At 65.8% G+C, this 14,005-nt stretch carries 12 protein-coding genes and 5 pseudogenes; 8 read left to right on the forward strand and 9 right to left on the reverse strand.

Annotated elements, in window-relative coordinates; translation table 11 throughout:
• Positions 1-221 precede the first annotated feature (221 nt).
• Positions 222-433, forward strand: a pseudogene (locus tag OGH68_RS02345) (IS3 family transposase); the annotation flags it as partial.
• A 27-nt stretch (positions 434-460) separates the two neighbouring features.
• On the opposite strand, the pseudogene OGH68_RS02350 reads toward OGH68_RS02345, so the two are convergent.
• Positions 461-619 (reverse strand): annotated as a pseudogene (locus tag OGH68_RS02350) (helix-turn-helix domain-containing protein); the annotation flags it as partial.
• Between the two features lie 460 nt (positions 620-1,079).
• On the opposite strand from OGH68_RS02350, the gene OGH68_RS02355 reads away from it, so the two are divergent.
• Both OGH68_RS02355 and OGH68_RS02360 read left to right on the forward strand, forming a co-directional pair.
• Positions 1,080-1,496 carry a hypothetical protein gene (locus OGH68_RS02355; protein ID WP_264241640.1) on the forward strand — a complete coding sequence of 139 codons (417 nt, stop codon included), beginning with the start codon at positions 1,080-1,082 and terminating at the stop codon, positions 1,494-1,496.
• A 200-nt stretch (positions 1,497-1,696) separates the two neighbouring features.
• A pseudogene (locus OGH68_RS02360) lies at positions 1,697-1,918 on the forward strand (transposase); the annotation flags it as partial.
• A 199-nt stretch (positions 1,919-2,117) separates the two neighbouring features.
• Here OGH68_RS02360 and OGH68_RS02365 read toward each other — a convergent pair.
• Positions 2,118-3,671, reverse strand: coding sequence for an FAD-binding protein (locus tag OGH68_RS02365; RefSeq protein WP_264241641.1), 1,554 nt, complete (start codon positions 3,669-3,671; stop codon positions 2,118-2,120).
• Positions 3,672-3,771: 100 nt separating this feature from the next.
• Positions 3,772-5,100, reverse strand: a complete 1,329-nt coding sequence (locus OGH68_RS02370) for a hypothetical protein (protein WP_264241642.1) — start codon at positions 5,098-5,100, stop codon at positions 3,772-3,774.
• A 909-nt stretch (positions 5,101-6,009) separates the two neighbouring features.
• Here OGH68_RS02370 and OGH68_RS02375 point away from each other — a divergent pair.
• Entirely contained in the window at positions 6,010-6,306 is a 297-nt protein-coding gene (locus OGH68_RS02375; RefSeq protein ID WP_264250452.1) for a hypothetical protein, read from the forward strand.
• Positions 6,273-6,896 (forward strand): annotated as a pseudogene (locus tag OGH68_RS02380) (amino acid permease); the annotation flags it as partial. The gene OGH68_RS02375 and the pseudogene OGH68_RS02380, both read left to right, overlap by 34 nt.
• 116 nt (positions 6,897-7,012) lie before the next feature.
• Here OGH68_RS02380 and OGH68_RS02385 read toward each other — a convergent pair.
• Together OGH68_RS02385 and OGH68_RS02390 are read right to left on the reverse strand one after the other, a co-directional pair.
• Positions 7,013-7,417: a hypothetical protein gene (locus tag OGH68_RS02385; protein WP_264241643.1), complete on the reverse strand. Its 405-nt coding sequence runs from the start codon at positions 7,415-7,417 to the stop codon at positions 7,013-7,015.
• Positions 7,418-7,597: 180 nt separating this feature from the next.
• Complete coding sequence (locus OGH68_RS02390) at positions 7,598-8,164, reverse strand: dihydrofolate reductase family protein (protein WP_264241644.1); 567 nt, start codon at positions 8,162-8,164, stop codon at positions 7,598-7,600.
• 373 nt (positions 8,165-8,537) lie between these two features.
• On the opposite strand from OGH68_RS02390, the gene OGH68_RS02395 reads away from it, so the two are divergent.
• Complete coding sequence (locus tag OGH68_RS02395; RefSeq protein WP_264241645.1) at positions 8,538-9,029, forward strand: general stress protein; 492 nt, start codon at positions 8,538-8,540, stop codon at positions 9,027-9,029.
• 56 nt (positions 9,030-9,085) lie between these two features.
• On the opposite strand, the gene OGH68_RS02400 is transcribed toward OGH68_RS02395, so the two are convergent.
• On the reverse strand, positions 9,086-10,012 hold the full coding sequence (locus OGH68_RS02400; RefSeq protein WP_264241646.1) for a universal stress protein: 927 nt from the start codon (positions 10,010-10,012) through the stop codon (positions 9,086-9,088).
• A 352-nt stretch (positions 10,013-10,364) separates the two neighbouring features.
• On the opposite strand from OGH68_RS02400, the gene OGH68_RS02405 reads away from it, so the two are divergent.
• Positions 10,365-10,919, forward strand: a complete 555-nt coding sequence (locus OGH68_RS02405) for a retropepsin-like aspartic protease (RefSeq protein WP_264241647.1) — start codon at positions 10,365-10,367, stop codon at positions 10,917-10,919.
• 75 nt (positions 10,920-10,994) lie between these two features.
• Here OGH68_RS02405 and OGH68_RS02410 read toward each other — a convergent pair.
• From OGH68_RS02410 to OGH68_RS02420, 3 genes and pseudogenes are all read right to left on the reverse strand, one after another.
• Positions 10,995-11,684 (reverse strand): annotated as a pseudogene (locus tag OGH68_RS02410) (Rieske 2Fe-2S domain-containing protein); the annotation flags it as partial.
• A gap of 320 nt (positions 11,685-12,004) precedes the next feature.
• Positions 12,005-12,274 (reverse strand): hypothetical protein, encoded by a 270-nt coding sequence (locus OGH68_RS02415; protein ID WP_264241648.1) that lies wholly within the window; start codon positions 12,272-12,274, stop codon positions 12,005-12,007.
• A gap of 316 nt (positions 12,275-12,590) precedes the next feature.
• Entirely contained in the window at positions 12,591-13,037 is a 447-nt protein-coding gene (locus tag OGH68_RS02420) for a TIGR03618 family F420-dependent PPOX class oxidoreductase (protein WP_264241649.1), read from the reverse strand.
• Positions 13,038-13,661: 624 nt separating this feature from the next.
• Here OGH68_RS02420 and OGH68_RS02425 point away from each other — a divergent pair.
• Complete coding sequence (locus OGH68_RS02425; protein ID WP_264241650.1) at positions 13,662-13,811, forward strand: hypothetical protein; 150 nt, start codon at positions 13,662-13,664, stop codon at positions 13,809-13,811.
• Positions 13,812-14,005 lie beyond the last annotated feature (194 nt).

Raw genomic sequence — 14,005 nt, forward strand, 5'->3', positions numbered from 1 at the left:
GAATCTCGCGTGCACCGACGCTAGAAGCGGCCTCGCCTGCACACCATGGACAGATGCCAGACTCCCGGCGAACTGATTCATACAAATGCTCAAAACGCTGGGGCGGGCAAGGGCGCGGGCCGGCGCATTCCGGGTCGCCCAATAGACGTCAACGCTCCCGGCCACACGATGTGAACCGATTTGGGTTCGGTAGGGACTCGATCATTTGAGAGGACCGAGTCATGGCACGTCCTCCCCCGTACCTGCTTGTGCTGCGCCGTCGTGCGGTGCGGATGGTTTCGCCGAGGTGCGGCCCGACTACGACACCGAGTGGGCCGCGATGAAAGAGGTCACCGCGAAGCTCGGCATCGGCACGACCGAGGCGCTGCGCAAGTGGGTCCGGCAGGACGAGACCGACGCCGGTACCCGGCCGGGCACGACGACGGAGGAGTCGCCCCTCGGTGCCGGCGTCGTGCCAGGCCCGGCGCCAGCGCTGCACCGAGCGCACACTCACCCGTAAGTCCTTGGCGACCTCGGCGTTGGAGACACCGGCAGCGAATCGCTCCGCGGCCTCCAGCCGGATCCGCTCGCGAAACGCCTGCCGTTCAGGCGTCAGCCCACCACCCTGCGGATATCTCACACAGCCGGCATACCGCGACGATCACGCATCGTCAGCCCCCGACGACATCACGCCGAAAACCTCAGTAGCAGTCAACGGGCCCGGAGACTGCCTGAACCCGGAATGGTTGGCCCCTCGAACCGTGATCTACCGTGTCCGCCGGGGATGGACCAGACCATGCGGGCACTATGTCGAAGGCGGTGATGGAGAGCGGACTGCTTTCTCGTATCCGCGCCATCCGGCGGGGGGTCAGGCCGCCGGTGGGCGTGGCTCCGTTCGCACTGTGGCCGCCATATGCGCCCTCATCAGCCCCTCGGTCTGCGCGCTCTTGCTGTGGCTGCCGGACCATCTTCCGAGCCGGAGTGGACCCGGCCGGAGCAGCGACCCCCGTCCCCTTGAGCCCCCTTGGCGAGCAACCCGAGCGCACCCCCCGTCGACGGGCGCGCCGAACTCGACGTACGCATCACCTGCCCCACCGGGCGTGTCCATCCGCAATATCGGCAAAGGGAAAAAGAAATCCGTGTTTACCTCCACATTTTCGACCACCGAGTGGTGGATAGCATCTGTCGTGTCCGGAATTGCCCTGGCCGTGGCGATGCAGTCGCTGGTCATCACGAGACGGCACAAGCTGATGATGGTGCTGCCGCCCTTGGCCGGTGCGGCATTCATTGTCCTGAGCTCGGCGGCGCGAGGTCACGAGGGCGAGACACCGTTGATGCTGTTCACGGCGACCGCGCTGGGGCTGGCGATCATGCGGCTCGTGTTCGCCGTGCACCTCAGGCGTCAGATGGAACTAGTGCGTTCAGGGCAGCCCATGAAACAACTGACCGTCCTGCAGGTTGTGATCTTCTTCCTCGCCTTCGCGGCCGTCGTGATGTCCATGGCCGTCTTCCTGTGACGCCGCGGGGGCGCCCACGTCGATCGCCGGGTGCCCGGACCTCCAATGAACCGGGTCCAGGGGCGCTTGACCCTCGCTCGACGCAGGCGCGATACCGGTCGGGCACGACGCCCCCAGTTCGCCTCGAACGGAGCACCTAGCCTGCCCCTCGTCCCATCAGACCCGGCGAATCCCTTCATCTCGCCACCTGAGAACGCATCAGCCCTGGGCAGCGCGGGACGAACGAGAACACGAACGGGCATCTCCGCCAGTACTTTCCCAAGGGCACCGACCTGGCCAGGTGGTCGCCAGAGGAGCTCCAGACCGTGGCGCACACCCTCAACAGCAGGCCCCGGAAAACACTCGGCTGGAAAACACCCGCTGAAGCCCTGAACGAGCACCTACTATCAGCCCAACAAACCAGTGTTGCGACGACCGGTTGAATTCGCCCAATAAACGTCCCTCACGTCGACCCGGCCGCAGCTGGAGAAGGCCGGCATCGCCGCCTCGATCGGATCGGTCGGCGACGCCTGCGACAACGCCCGGATGGAGTTTCACGCTCGGCCTGTTCAAAACCGAGGGCATCCCGCTGATCAGCCCCCGGCACGTCGATCTTGATGAGTCGATCTTGATGAGATCACCTCACTCCACTGGAATCGACTGCGCGTGATGGAAGATGTTCGCCGGATCCCAGCGGCGCTTTACGGCAACGAGGTTCCGTTGGTTGTTGCGGAAGTTATTGAGGAAGTAGAGCCACAGCGCGTCATCGATGTTGCCCTCGGCGTGTGTGCCGAGAACACTGTCCGGGTAATTGTAGTATGCGCCTGCAACCGTTCCACTCGGATCATTGGCCGGGTCGGGGGTCCCGCCGTACTCGGCGTAGACCTCTCGGTAGAACTCGTTGATCCATCCCAGATGGGCCTCGGCTTGGGTGTCGTAGGGGGCCTGTCTTCCCTCGCCAGGACGCGAAGCATTGAGCCAGTAGGTCTGATACTGCAGCTTCATGATCGCGTCGCGTTGGGGAACTGCGGTCGCGCCGGGAGCAACCCGGTTGATGGCCCCCCCGTAACTGTCGACCTGCAAGAGACTCTGGCTCATATCCGACTGGGAGACACCTTTTGGGGTCGTGTTGAGCCAGCGATGGATCGCAGCAACTTGATTCGGCGGGAAGGGCTTGTTCATGTAGGCGGACTTGTACTTGCCGAACTGGTTGGGCCCCGAACCGTTCAGAGTCTGCAGCGCTTCGAGGTAGGTAACGTGTTGAACGCTCTGGTTGCCTATAGGGGCCGTCGTCCAAGCTGGATGGCCGCCGAGCGGGTTTCGCAACGGCGCGTGGTCGACGATCGCCCCGAAGCGCGTTCGCGCTTCTGTGTACCGTCGCTCGACCTCGGTCCGGTGGTCGAGGTGAGTGGCCCCTTCGGGAGACACGGCTTGGACGATCATGCCGAGCTGCCCGGACGATACGTGCGTGAGCTTCAGCAAGCTGAACTCGTTCTCGGGCATGTCACTCACGAAGTCTGCATAGCAGGCAAGCAAGTCCGCGAAGGAATCTGTGTCGATCGATGTCCAGTCCCAGGAGAGGGTGTAGATCGAAGCGAACTCCGGGGCCTCGGGCAGCTCATCAAAGTAGTAGCGCAGGATGACACCGAAATTGCCGCATCCGCCCCCCCGTAGGGCCCAAAAGAGGTCTCGTTCGTCGTTCGAGGCGCTCATCGCCGACACGTGATGCAGCTCAGCACTGTTCGACGACGCGTTCCAGGTCACGATGTCGACCGCGCTGAGGTGGTCGACGATCAAACCGCACAATCTCGACAAGAGTCCGTATCCACCCCCGGTGATGTGACCCCCGGCACCGACCGAGTAGCAGCTTCCTCCGGGAAGCGTCTTGCTGAAACCGTTTAGCAAGACTCGGTAAACGGACCAGTTCTCACAACCTGCCTCGATGAAGAAAACGGCCCGTCGTTCATCCCAGCCGACACGGTTCATCGAAGACATGTCGACGATGGCCTTGGTCGTACCGTTGTATACGAAGTTCTCGTAGCAGTGGCGCCCGGACACGACCTTGACCTCGCGCCCGTAGCGGGAGATGGCTTCGCTGACTTGTGTGACCGCCTCAGCATCGTTCTTGGGGACATAAACTGCCTCGAGCTTCGAGGCGAACCAGCGCCGGTCGAAGCCTTGTCGGTCGCTGAGCACGACGGGACGTGAACCGACGCTCGCAGACGGGGTAGACATGTTTAGGACTCCACAATCGAGAAAGGACGGTGTGCGGTTGGGAAGCGGTGCCGCGAGGGCTTCAATAGCCGCGCTCGAGAAAGCTCGCTTGGGCCTGATCGTCGTATTCGATCGCCCCGACTTCCCAGTAGTTTTGCCAGTAGTTGGGCGTCTGGTTGCGTTGGACCATGTGATAAGTCCACTGAGCAGTCAGCAGCCAAAGCACCAGATTCCCGGAAAGCCCGCTGATCGGACAAACCGGCTCGTCAAAGCCCGGGATGTCGAGGATGCCCGCGCCGTCGCGGCTGTGCGTGTTGATGGCGACGTCCACGTAGTCGCTGAGAGAGCTGACACCTCCATTTCCGTCGAAGGGGCCAAACGCGACGACCATCGCGCCGATTTGCTTGGCGTACTGAGCGACCTGGATCTCGTCGCTGTTGTCGGGGCTGATCGCGCCGATGAGCACGATGTCGTTGGCCTTGAGCTGCGTCTTGTACAAGTCGTAGGGCTGCATGATCATGCTGCCAGCGGCCGTCTCGTAGGCCTCATTAACAAACATGTTTTGAGTGCCTTCGTAGGGCGTTCCGGCCTGTGGATGCCCATACACGAGAAGGCGCGGGCGATCTGCGGACTCCGCGAAGAGCAGGATGCGGTCGGCCCAGGCACACGCCACGCGATCGATTAGCTCGAATTCTTGCTCGCGGATCCGCTCAAAGCTCCTCAGGGCATTGTCGAGGTATTCACGGGCCACGCCAGCGCCGTCATCGGATCCCTCGCTACTGATCTGCTTGCACAAAGCGGCTGTGCAGGCCCAATAGACGAGGAATTGCGAGAGACCACTAGAAGAGATGATCTTGAACTCGGGAATCGCTGGAGTCGAGATCACGCCGCAACTCCAAGTGCAGCCGCTGTCGAGCACACGGTCGCAAATCTGCTCGAGCGAGGCGCTCATCTTGACCGGCAAGAGAGACCCGATAGGGGTCTTATAGAAGCGGGCATAACTGCAGGTGATGCCGACGGTGTACGCGCCTCGGGCGCGAGCTTCGTCCGGTCCAACATCGGGAATGGTTCCTTTGTCGGGGTTGATCAGCGATGCGCCGTTCGTGAGCAAGAAGTCACCCGGTTTCATCTGTTTGTAATCCGCTGAGATGTTCCGGTCGGCACGCTGTGGCAGCACCGAGGGCTGCCCGGGAATGCCAGGGCTTGCCGCGAACATAGCGAAGTGCCCCACCAGGACGTGCGAAAAGATCCGACCGCCGGAGGCCTGACACTCGTAGGCGACCTTCATCGCCTCGCAGATTCCAGCGATCTGTGTGTCTCGAATGTGTCGACCTATCCCCTCGATCTCGGCATAGAAAAGCTCCATGTAGGACCTGCCGGCGAGAGGGGGTCCAACGGAAGAGTCGTTCATGCGCGTTTCCTTTCAGCTTTCGTGGATGGGGTCACCTGACGGACTTCGGGGATCCCGTGGGTGGGCACCGCTGAAGGGTCAACAAATGAATTTATTTCTTGTGCACTAACGGAAATAATTGGCGTGTTCGTCAAGCCCTCGTATGCCGGGGTCCCGGTAGTAGCGGCGGAAAAGTCACCGAAGTGCCTGGTCACCTCAATGCGACCCCAACGGCTTCCCCTCGCAGCGCACTGACTCTGCGGCAGATAGTGCGTAGCCACATGCCACTGGGTGGTGGTCTTCGCTATGGCTGTCACGGTCTCGCCGTCGGCTGAGATTACGGGGCTTCCGCTGCCGACTGTGCTGTGGATGGAGCCAACAAGTTGCCCATGACGATGCACCCGCCTACGGCGACTGCTGAGTTGATACTCCGCTCTACAGGTGAGGCGAAAGCGCATTCACGCGGACTCGTTGCGTCGACGACGCTGCGCATTCGGTTCTAAATTAAGAGTCTCACGTTGCGGCGCCGTGGGTGCAAGTCGAGGCGCAGCGGCGTGCGGGCGATTATCCGCTTTTGAATAGTTTCTTATTCGACGACTGCCTGTGCGCCCGGCGACAGTGGGTGCCTGCCGGAGCGTGCCGCGGCAGGACCGGTAGTTCCCAGGGGGCGGGCCGTGCGCCTCTGTTCAAAGGCTCCTCGGGGGACGAGGACGCAAAGCAGTGGCGGATCGGACAGCACTTCAGCTCGTCCATCGACGCCAGCTCCAGCGACCCCAACCCCCGGCTCACCCAGCCGTCACCAAGCGCGACGAACTCCTCGGCGTCTGGGACGCTCGGCCCACCTGGACCCTCTCTACAGCTCACCGGACCTGGGAGCCAAGTACGCGCAAGGAAAACCTCCAGCGCGTCTTCGCGGGGCTGGACAGGACCATGACCGTCAACTCACCCACTGTGGACCCCCTACGTCGAGGTCGGCGCATACAACCCCTCCGCTTCGACTACGCCGGCCCCATCGGGCAAGTTCAAGGGCACCCCGTCTTCACCGACGCCCTGTCAACCGAAAGCGCCCTGCACTTCTACGACGCGACCAAGCGACCGGAACAGATCTTCCCGTCCTTCGTCGGCAAGTCGGTACGGGAGCTGATCCTCGACGGAACCCTGCTGCCGATCGACCGGGTCGCCGCCGACCGCCCGTACTCAAGGACGGTTCGTACGTCGCCGCCCTGAACTCGATCGGCATTCCGCACGCCGGTCAGGTCATGAACGTCATCGTCCTGACCGCCGTCCTGTCCTGCCTCAACTCCGGTCTCTACACCGCCTCCCGCATGGCCTTCTCCCTCGGCCGGCGCGGAGACGCGCCCAAGGCCTTCGCGCATACCAACGCCCGCGGTGTGCCGCAGGCCGCGATCCTCGGTTCCGTCGTCTTCGGCTTCGTCGCCGTATGGTTCAACTACCACTGGAAGGACACCGTTTTCGACTTCCTGCTCAACTCGTCCGGCGCGGTGGCCCTGTTCGTGTGCCTGATGATCTGCTTCACCCAGCTGCGGATGCGCGGCATCATCCTGCGCGAGCAGCCGGAGAAACTGGTCGTCAGGATGTGGCTCTTCCCGTATCTGACCTGGGTCACCATCGCGATGATCTCGTCCGTCATCGTCTACATGCTGACCGATGAAGCCGGACGCGAACAGGTCGTCATGTCGCTGCTGGCCGCCGCCCTCGTCCTGGCGATCGCCGTCCTCCGCGACCTGACGGGCGCCGGCCGCAGGGACACGGACACCGGCGCCAGGGGTACCGAGGACTCGGTCACCCGCCCCTGAGACGGAGGTGACCGGCCCGGGCCCGTGCGCCGGAGAGGAGGCGGGGTCCCCCGCCTCACACGGGCAACCACGGGCCCGCGGGGGCCAAGCCACTCCACCAACCTCTCCCCGCGTCCTCAGACGTGCTCCGGAAGCGGGCCAAGATGCTTCATCACGCGCTCGCGCAGGAGGAGGTACTCCTCCCACCGGCGGGGCAGCGGGCCCGGCGGACGTTGGACGACGCGGGCCGCGGTGATGGCCTGACCGTGTTGGAACTGCTCACGGGTCAGGTCGAGTTCCACGCCGCTGGGCAGCCGGTTCCACCAGTGGAAGCCCTGCGGCCGGCCCTCCTGGTGCACCTCGCCGACGACGAGGTCGCCACCGAATATGTCATGGACGATCAATGCGGTGACGTCGCAGTGGCCCCAGGCCGGGTTGCCCGGCTGCCATGCGATGCCGCTGATGTCGCTGGGGGAACTGGTGTCGCCGGCCCAGCCGACTCGCAGGGCCTTGTCGAGATCGAGCAGATTCCAAGGAAGCATGTCGCCACCCTTGCAGCCACCACTGACATCACCGACGGCACAGGCGTCATGACCGCCCCGGAACCACTCATCATCCAGCACCTTTGCCCGGAGCGGGCCGTCCACAGCCAGGACGAGCACATCATGCACTGCGAGACCGGCCCCGCTCGCCGGCGGCCCTGCGACACCACCTGACAAGCACTACTGGCGCACCACGCGGTGGCGGAGGTAGACGAATCTCGAGCTGAAGGTGCGGGTCTCGACGAGTTCGAGATCCACCCGGCGTTCGCGCCGGGGAAAGAACGGAATGCCACCGCCGACCAGCACCGGGTGGACCATGGCCCGGTACTCGTCGATCAGATCCGACGCGGCCGCCTCCGCGGCGAGAGTCGCGCCGCCGATCGCGATCTCGCCCTCCCCCGGCTCGGCCCGCAACCGCTCGATCTCCTCCGCCAGGCCGCCGGAGGCCAGGCGGGCATTGCCCTGCACCGCCGAAAGCGTGGTGGAGAACACCACCTTCGGGAGCGGCTTCCAGAGCGCGGTCCACTCGCGCATCGATTCGTCGAGAGTCGGATCCTGGTCGGCGGTCTCCCAGTACAGCATCGTCTCGTAGAGCCGTCGTCCCAACAGGTGGACGCCGACCTCTCGAATCTCGTCGATCCAGAAGCGAAAGACCTCCTCGTCGGGGGCCGTCCAGTCGAAGCCACCGTCCGGCCCGACGATGTAACCGTCGAGGGAGACGTTCATCGAATAGGTCACGCTGCGCATCAGAAGTCCTCCTCGTCAACGGGTTCGACAGTACGACCGCCGGACGCCTCAGGACTCGTCGCGACTCGCGGGATCCTCTGGGCCGTCCCGAGCTCGCGACGGCCGTGGAGATGAAACGCGTGATGGCGTTTGGCGCCTGTTTCGGTGGCAACTCGTCGACGTGCATGGAACCGATGCAACGTACAGGTCTGAGGTCCGTCCTGGAGGAAATGCGCGCCTCTCATCGGCTCGTTGCCGAGATCCGGTATGCGCGGTCGGCGCAATGACGTACCGGCGCAGATGCGGCCGTGCAACGATCCCGGCCGACCAGTCCCCCGGATGCTCGTGTACCGATGAAGACGAGACCGGGGACAAGCCCCTAGGGGAGACACAAATGCCCGACATCGAACCGCAAGCTCCCGATGCCGCCGCCATTGCCTGGAACAAGGCCGCAAGTTACGACTCCTACGAGGAAGCCCAAACCGCGGTGGACCTGCTCTCGGACGAGAAGTACCCGGTGGAGTACCTCGACATCATCGGATCGGACCTGCGCCTGGTCGAGCACGTGACCGGCAGGCTCACCACGGGCCGTGCGGCCGCCGTCGGCGCAGCCGGCGGAGCTTGGTTCGGTTTGTTGGTCGGCCTCCTGGTCGGGCTGTTCGCACCGGGGTCCGTCTGGCTCGGACTGCTGCTGGGCGGGATCCTCTTCGGCGCGCTGTGGGGGGCCGCACTGGGTTGGGCCGGACATGCGGCCACGGGCGGGCGAAGGGACTTTTCCTCCACCCGTGCCCTGACCGCTGCGCGCTACGACCTCATCGCACGCGGCGGCCACGCGGACCAGGCACGGGCCATTCTCCAGCGGGCGGGACTCGGCGGAACCCCGTAGAGCCGTCGCACCGCCACTGCCACTAAGCCGTTCCACCGCCGCACGGGCCAGGAGACTCAGCCCTGTGCTGAAGCCGGGACGACCGCGACGGGACACTGAGCCGTGTGCAGAACCTCCGCGCTCACGGAGCCGAGCAGGAGGCGGCGCAGGCCCGTACGGCCGCGCGACCCGACGACCAGCAGAGCAGCGTCGCGAGCCTGCTCCAGCAGGGCATCGGCGGGACGGCCTTGCACGACGTGCGCCTCGGCGTCCACATGGGGGAACCGACTGCGAAGCCGAGAGATTTCCTGGTCCAGACCCCGGCCCGCCGCCTCGATCACAGCGTCGGCCTCCGGTGGCTGCTCGATCGGACCAGGAGGTATCAGCCCGAAGACAGGCGGCGCAACGCCGGCCGGTCCCTGCGGCGAGAAACGCACGTCGTCCACGTACACGAGGTCCAGGCCGGCTCCGCGGCGGTCGGCCTCCGCGCAGCCGAGTTCCAGCGCCTCTTCGCAGACATTGCGGATGTCCACACCGACGACCACTCGGTTCTGCGGCTGCCGGCCGGGGGTCGCGGGACGGAAGACGATCACGGGGCACCGCGCGTGCGTGGCGACCTGCCAACTCACAGAACCGAGGGGCAGTCGCGGAAAGCCGCCGCTACCCCGGTGGCCCAGTACGATCAGTGACGCTTCCGAAGAGCGGTCGACGAGCGCGGCGGCCGGATGTCCGACAGGCAGCTCACCGGTCACGGTGACGCCTGGAAATTCCAGGCGGACGAGTGCCTTGAATTCCTCCACCACTGCGGTGCCCTGCGAGGCCGCCTCCGGCGAACGGATGTGGGGATCGGCCGGGGCGAGAAGCGGCACGGCGTGGACAATGCGAAGTTCCGCATTACACAGGTCGGCCTCTCGAGCCGCGAATCGTATGACCGCGTCTTGGTCCGGGGCTTCCTCCACACCGACAATGATCGGCCTGGTGCGCTGGCGTCCCGTGTCGTTCATGGCTTCTCACTTCACAGAGGCGGGCCCTGCCGCAGACCGGCGACCGCGCCGTCTTGCGGATGAAGAACCGAGTGGTCGATTCAGCCAGGATCCGGGAGGGACGCACACCGGGGCAGCTTTTCGTGCCGCCGAATGCCCGAGGGTCATCGGCTGGAGCCTCGTCGACGCCGACGAGGACCGGCCTCGGCCCGGCAGGCACGCGCTACGAGTACCCGACCGGGACGGGCCCAGGCATGCCCATCAGCCGGTCCGCAGCTGCTCTGGGACCACGAGGACGGCGTGCGCGGCGCAGACCGACAGTCAGGCAGGCAGGCGCGGGTTTGCGCTGTGACGGGACGGGCACCTCCGCCCCATGAGCAGGCGGCATGACAGCGATGCGGCCGGCATGAGGCACCAGCGGGCGAGCCGGCTCGCCGCAGGGCCCCTGGCCGCGCTGCTGCTCTCGGGCTGCATCCTGTACGAAGATCGTGACGACCGGGACGGGAGACAGATGTCCCCGGGAGCGGTCCGCGAGGTGCCGCTCCGGGTGGTGGAGCAGGGCGGCCAGTCGTTGGCGTTCGTCCCGGTGAGCGTCGAGGGGGAAGGACCCTTCATGTTCGCCCTGGACACCGGGGCCTCTTCCAGTGTGGTCGACGACGATGTCGCTGACCGGGCCGGTCTGGACCGCACCGGTGAGCACCGTTCGGTGAGCGGGATCCTGGGCACCGGGCAGGTCCCCGTAGCCCGGGTGGAGCAGTGGAAAGTCGGTGACGTACCTATCGGCCCGGGTGAGGTCACGGTCATCGACCTCGGACCTCCTCGCGGAAGTGGCGGCATCCAGGGTCTGCTCGGCTCGGACGTGCTCCGTGGCTTCGGCTCGATCACCGTCGACTACGACGATGGCGTGCTCAAAGTAGGCGCCCCGTGATGAGCCGCCGCCCGGCCGGCCTCCCGACCCGGCTCACGTCGGCCGACACGAGCTGCCGCACAACGCGGCGGCACGGAGCGTCTGGTAGGGGTAGTCGGTCCGGACGGTGGTGACATCGGGTGTCGAACCGCCACGGATGCCCTCGGCGGACAGCAGGCCGGCGCCACGGTCCTTCTTTCCCCCGGCAGGGACGAACAGGTACCGGGCCTCTACGGACCGCGGACCGGTGTCATGTCCGAGGAGCTCGGGCCGAATCCTGCCGAGGATTCCTCTGTGCAGGAACTGATGGTTCATGTCGAGCAGATTCTCGTGCATGAACGAGTAGTGGCAGTGCACGGTCCGCGAGAACGTCATCGTTCTGTACTTGGGGGAATCGAACTCGGGAAGTCCGGGCATCGGAGTCGTGGCCGCCTTCTCCGGGTCGCCCGGGAAGACGAACAGGAGCCCGTACGGCTCTCGGACCGGATAGCTGCGCACGCCGCGTGGCGGACGGTCGATCCCCTTGGGAAGATACGGGATCTGCGAGATGCGGCCGTTGCCTCTGTACGCCCAGGCGTGATAGCAGCAGCGCAGCGTTTCCCCTTCCACCACGCCCATACTCAGCGGTACCTGGCGGTGGGCGCACCGGTCCTCCAGCGCGTGGACCGTTCCGCTCGCACCGCGGTACAGCGCGATGCGCTCACCCGCGAACGCGGTGGCGAACGCCCTGCCCTTGGGCACGCTCCCGGACACAGCGACCGGATACCAGAAGTTCGGATCGATCAGAAGTTCGGATCGATCCCGGTACGCCGGAGGTCCGACGTGGCCTCCGAAGGGTGATCAGGAAAGGATGGGGAACCGCTCTCCGGCCCGACCGGCACCGTCCCGCGTCCTACGATCTGTCCCTCCGACATGCTCTCGTCTCCCTCGGTGCGCTCGGGACTGCGGCTTGTGCCCATACCGACGGGTCACCCGGGCCGGGGCGCACGGGGCCGCTGTTCTCCGATCATTCTTTCCGCTTCCGCGAGCGTCACCCTGAACACACTCGGTGGGTGAAGAGTGGCCGAACGCAACGGCGTGCCCCGGGAGTCGTCAGTCGGGAAGGCTCAGCCAGACGAGGTGATGACCACGGCGACGGACCGGACACGTAGCCCCTGAGCCAGGTACGCGATCTCCATGGGCGTGCCGACCAGGCCGGCCGCCTGGAGGTCGGCGGCCACCAGTCGCGCTTCGCCGAGTGAGAGGTGGTGCAACTCGCGCAGGGCCCGCAACACGGGAACGAGGCTCCCCTCCTTGTGCGCGAGGCGAAGACCCGCGGCCCCGTGCTCGGTCAGCAGGGCCTGCCTGATCTCTTCCGGGGCTGGGCCCGTGTCCATCTCGCACCATGTGTCCGGGCAGGCTTGGCATTGCCCTTCAACGCCCCACCAGAGCCGGCCTCGGTCGATGAATTGGCCCACATCGCGGACCAGCTCGCCGCCACAGCGCGCGCACTGCGATGTGAGCTTCACTCCCTGACCGGCGGTGCCGGAGATCCCGCTCTGCGGAGTCAGGTGCATACCGGCCTCCTTTCTTGCTCGTCGAGTGACCAGTGCGGCGCGGCTCACGAGGACGACGTGATGTGCGAGTCCGCGGGCGGTGTGGTCGCCGTTCCCCGGCCGGGGTGGAGCCGTGCTGGTGGGGGCGATGCGCAGGTCAGGGGGAGGGCACCGGGCCGCCGGGCCGGAACCGCTCCACGCCGACGATGTGCCGCACCTTGACCGGGCGCACGATCACCGCGACCCGCTGCTCCCCCGGCATGATCCACTCGAAGCGCTCGCTGCCCAGATACTTGCGGGCCAGCCGGTCCATCCGGTCGTGCGCCTCCTGGCCCTCGACGAAGCGGGTCACCACACCGCTGATCTGCACTCGGTCGAAGGGATCGGTGGCGTCCGCGTGCGAGAGATAGACGCGGGGGTCGCGGCGCAGGTTCTCCTCCTTCACCCGGCCCACCGAGGTGTTGAAGGTCAGCTCCCCCTCGCCCTCCAGATCCACCCACATCGGACTCACCTGCGGTGCCCCGTCGGCGAACACGGTGCCGACGTACCAGAGGTTGGGTGCTTGCAGCCGGGCGCGGACGGCTTCGTCGAATGTCGCAGTCATCCCAGGAGGCTACCCACCGTGATCGGCGGGATGGCTCGGGGCGGGTAAAGCCGATGCCAGGGACCAGAGTTCAAGATCGATGCGGCGGGCATGCCGTGAGCACGGGAGTGCTGCGCCCGGTGATCGACAGTGCCCGGGCGGCGTGCTCGTTCATGAGTCCTCCGCAGATTGTCAGCCCACATTCTTGGGGGACGGCGGTAGGAACCAGGGGCACACACACGTCCGGTGGGCAGGCTCCAAAACCGGATGGCGTCGATACAAGCTCCGGCTCTCCGCGAAATCCGCCGCCCGCGACCGATGTGCCGCGCTCCTGGGCGGCGGCTACGGCCTCGTGAGCCCGGTGTCGGTCATGCGCGCCGCAGATGGTCGAGAAATGCGCGGGTGGCCGGGTGTGTGGGGGTGCGCGGCCACGCCAGGCGTCCCGTCACCGGGGGCGCGTCCGACAGGGGCAGGTAGCGGACGCCGGGGTGCGGGTTCGACGTCGCCCAGGCGTACGTCCGATCTGTCGAGGGCGCCCAGACCGGGCAGGTCTACACCCCATAAGGAACGTTTCCGTAGCTCAGGGCCCCATGCGAGTGGGGCCCTGTTCAGCGTGCGGACCTGCGCACGCGCGCCCGCCGGAGGATGCACGTCCTCGTCGGGGAGCAGCAAGCCCGTCTGGTGTGGCAGCTCGGTGACATCGGCTACGGAATCGTCGCCTGGTTCACCATGGTCGCCATCGCCCTCTCCTGCCGACAGCGCTGCACGCCCTGCGGGACTTCGAACGCCAGATGAAGGAAGGCAGCGGACTCGCACATCGCGTTCGACGCGTCGCTTCTCGGCAGCCCCCGCCTCGTCGATACTGGACATCGGCAACAGCAGCATCACCAGTTCCTGGCGACCGGTCAGTAGGGTCGGCATCAGCCCCGCCGGAACACCGCCCGGGGCCGCCGCAGACCGTCGGGCGCCACAACCCCATACATGCTGAC

It is taken from the genome of Streptomyces peucetius, from assembly GCF_025854275.1.
Classification (GTDB): domain Bacteria; phylum Actinomycetota; class Actinomycetes; order Streptomycetales; family Streptomycetaceae; genus Streptomyces; species Streptomyces peucetius_A.

Excerpts from the sequence above, each read along its gene's own strand:
- OGH68_RS02390 (WP_264241644.1), bottom strand. The coding sequence starts at position 8,164 with ATGCGCAGCGTGACCTATTCGATGAACGTCTCCCTCGACGGTTACATC.
- OGH68_RS02425 (WP_264241650.1), top strand. The coding sequence starts at position 13,662 with ATGCACGTCCTCGTCGGGGAGCAGCAAGCCCGTCTGGTGTGGCAGCTC.
- OGH68_RS02405 (WP_264241647.1), top strand. The coding sequence starts at position 10,365 with ATGAGCAGGCGGCATGACAGCGATGCGGCCGGCATGAGGCACCAGCGG.
- OGH68_RS02370 (WP_264241642.1), bottom strand. The coding sequence starts at position 5,100 with ATGAACGACTCTTCCGTTGGACCCCCTCTCGCCGGCAGGTCCTACATG.
- OGH68_RS02415 (WP_264241648.1), bottom strand. The coding sequence starts at position 12,274 with ATGGACACGGGCCCAGCCCCGGAAGAGATCAGGCAGGCCCTGCTGACC.
- OGH68_RS02375 (WP_264250452.1), top strand. The coding sequence starts at position 6,010 with ATGACCGTCAACTCACCCACTGTGGACCCCCTACGTCGAGGTCGGCGC.
- OGH68_RS02395 (WP_264241645.1), top strand. The coding sequence starts at position 8,538 with ATGCCCGACATCGAACCGCAAGCTCCCGATGCCGCCGCCATTGCCTGG.
- OGH68_RS02385 (WP_264241643.1), bottom strand. The coding sequence starts at position 7,417 with ATGCTTCCTTGGAATCTGCTCGATCTCGACAAGGCCCTGCGAGTCGGC.
- OGH68_RS02420 (WP_264241649.1), bottom strand. The coding sequence starts at position 13,037 with ATGACTGCGACATTCGACGAAGCCGTCCGCGCCCGGCTGCAAGCACCC.
- OGH68_RS02400 (WP_264241646.1), bottom strand. The coding sequence starts at position 10,012 with ATGAACGACACGGGACGCCAGCGCACCAGGCCGATCATTGTCGGTGTG.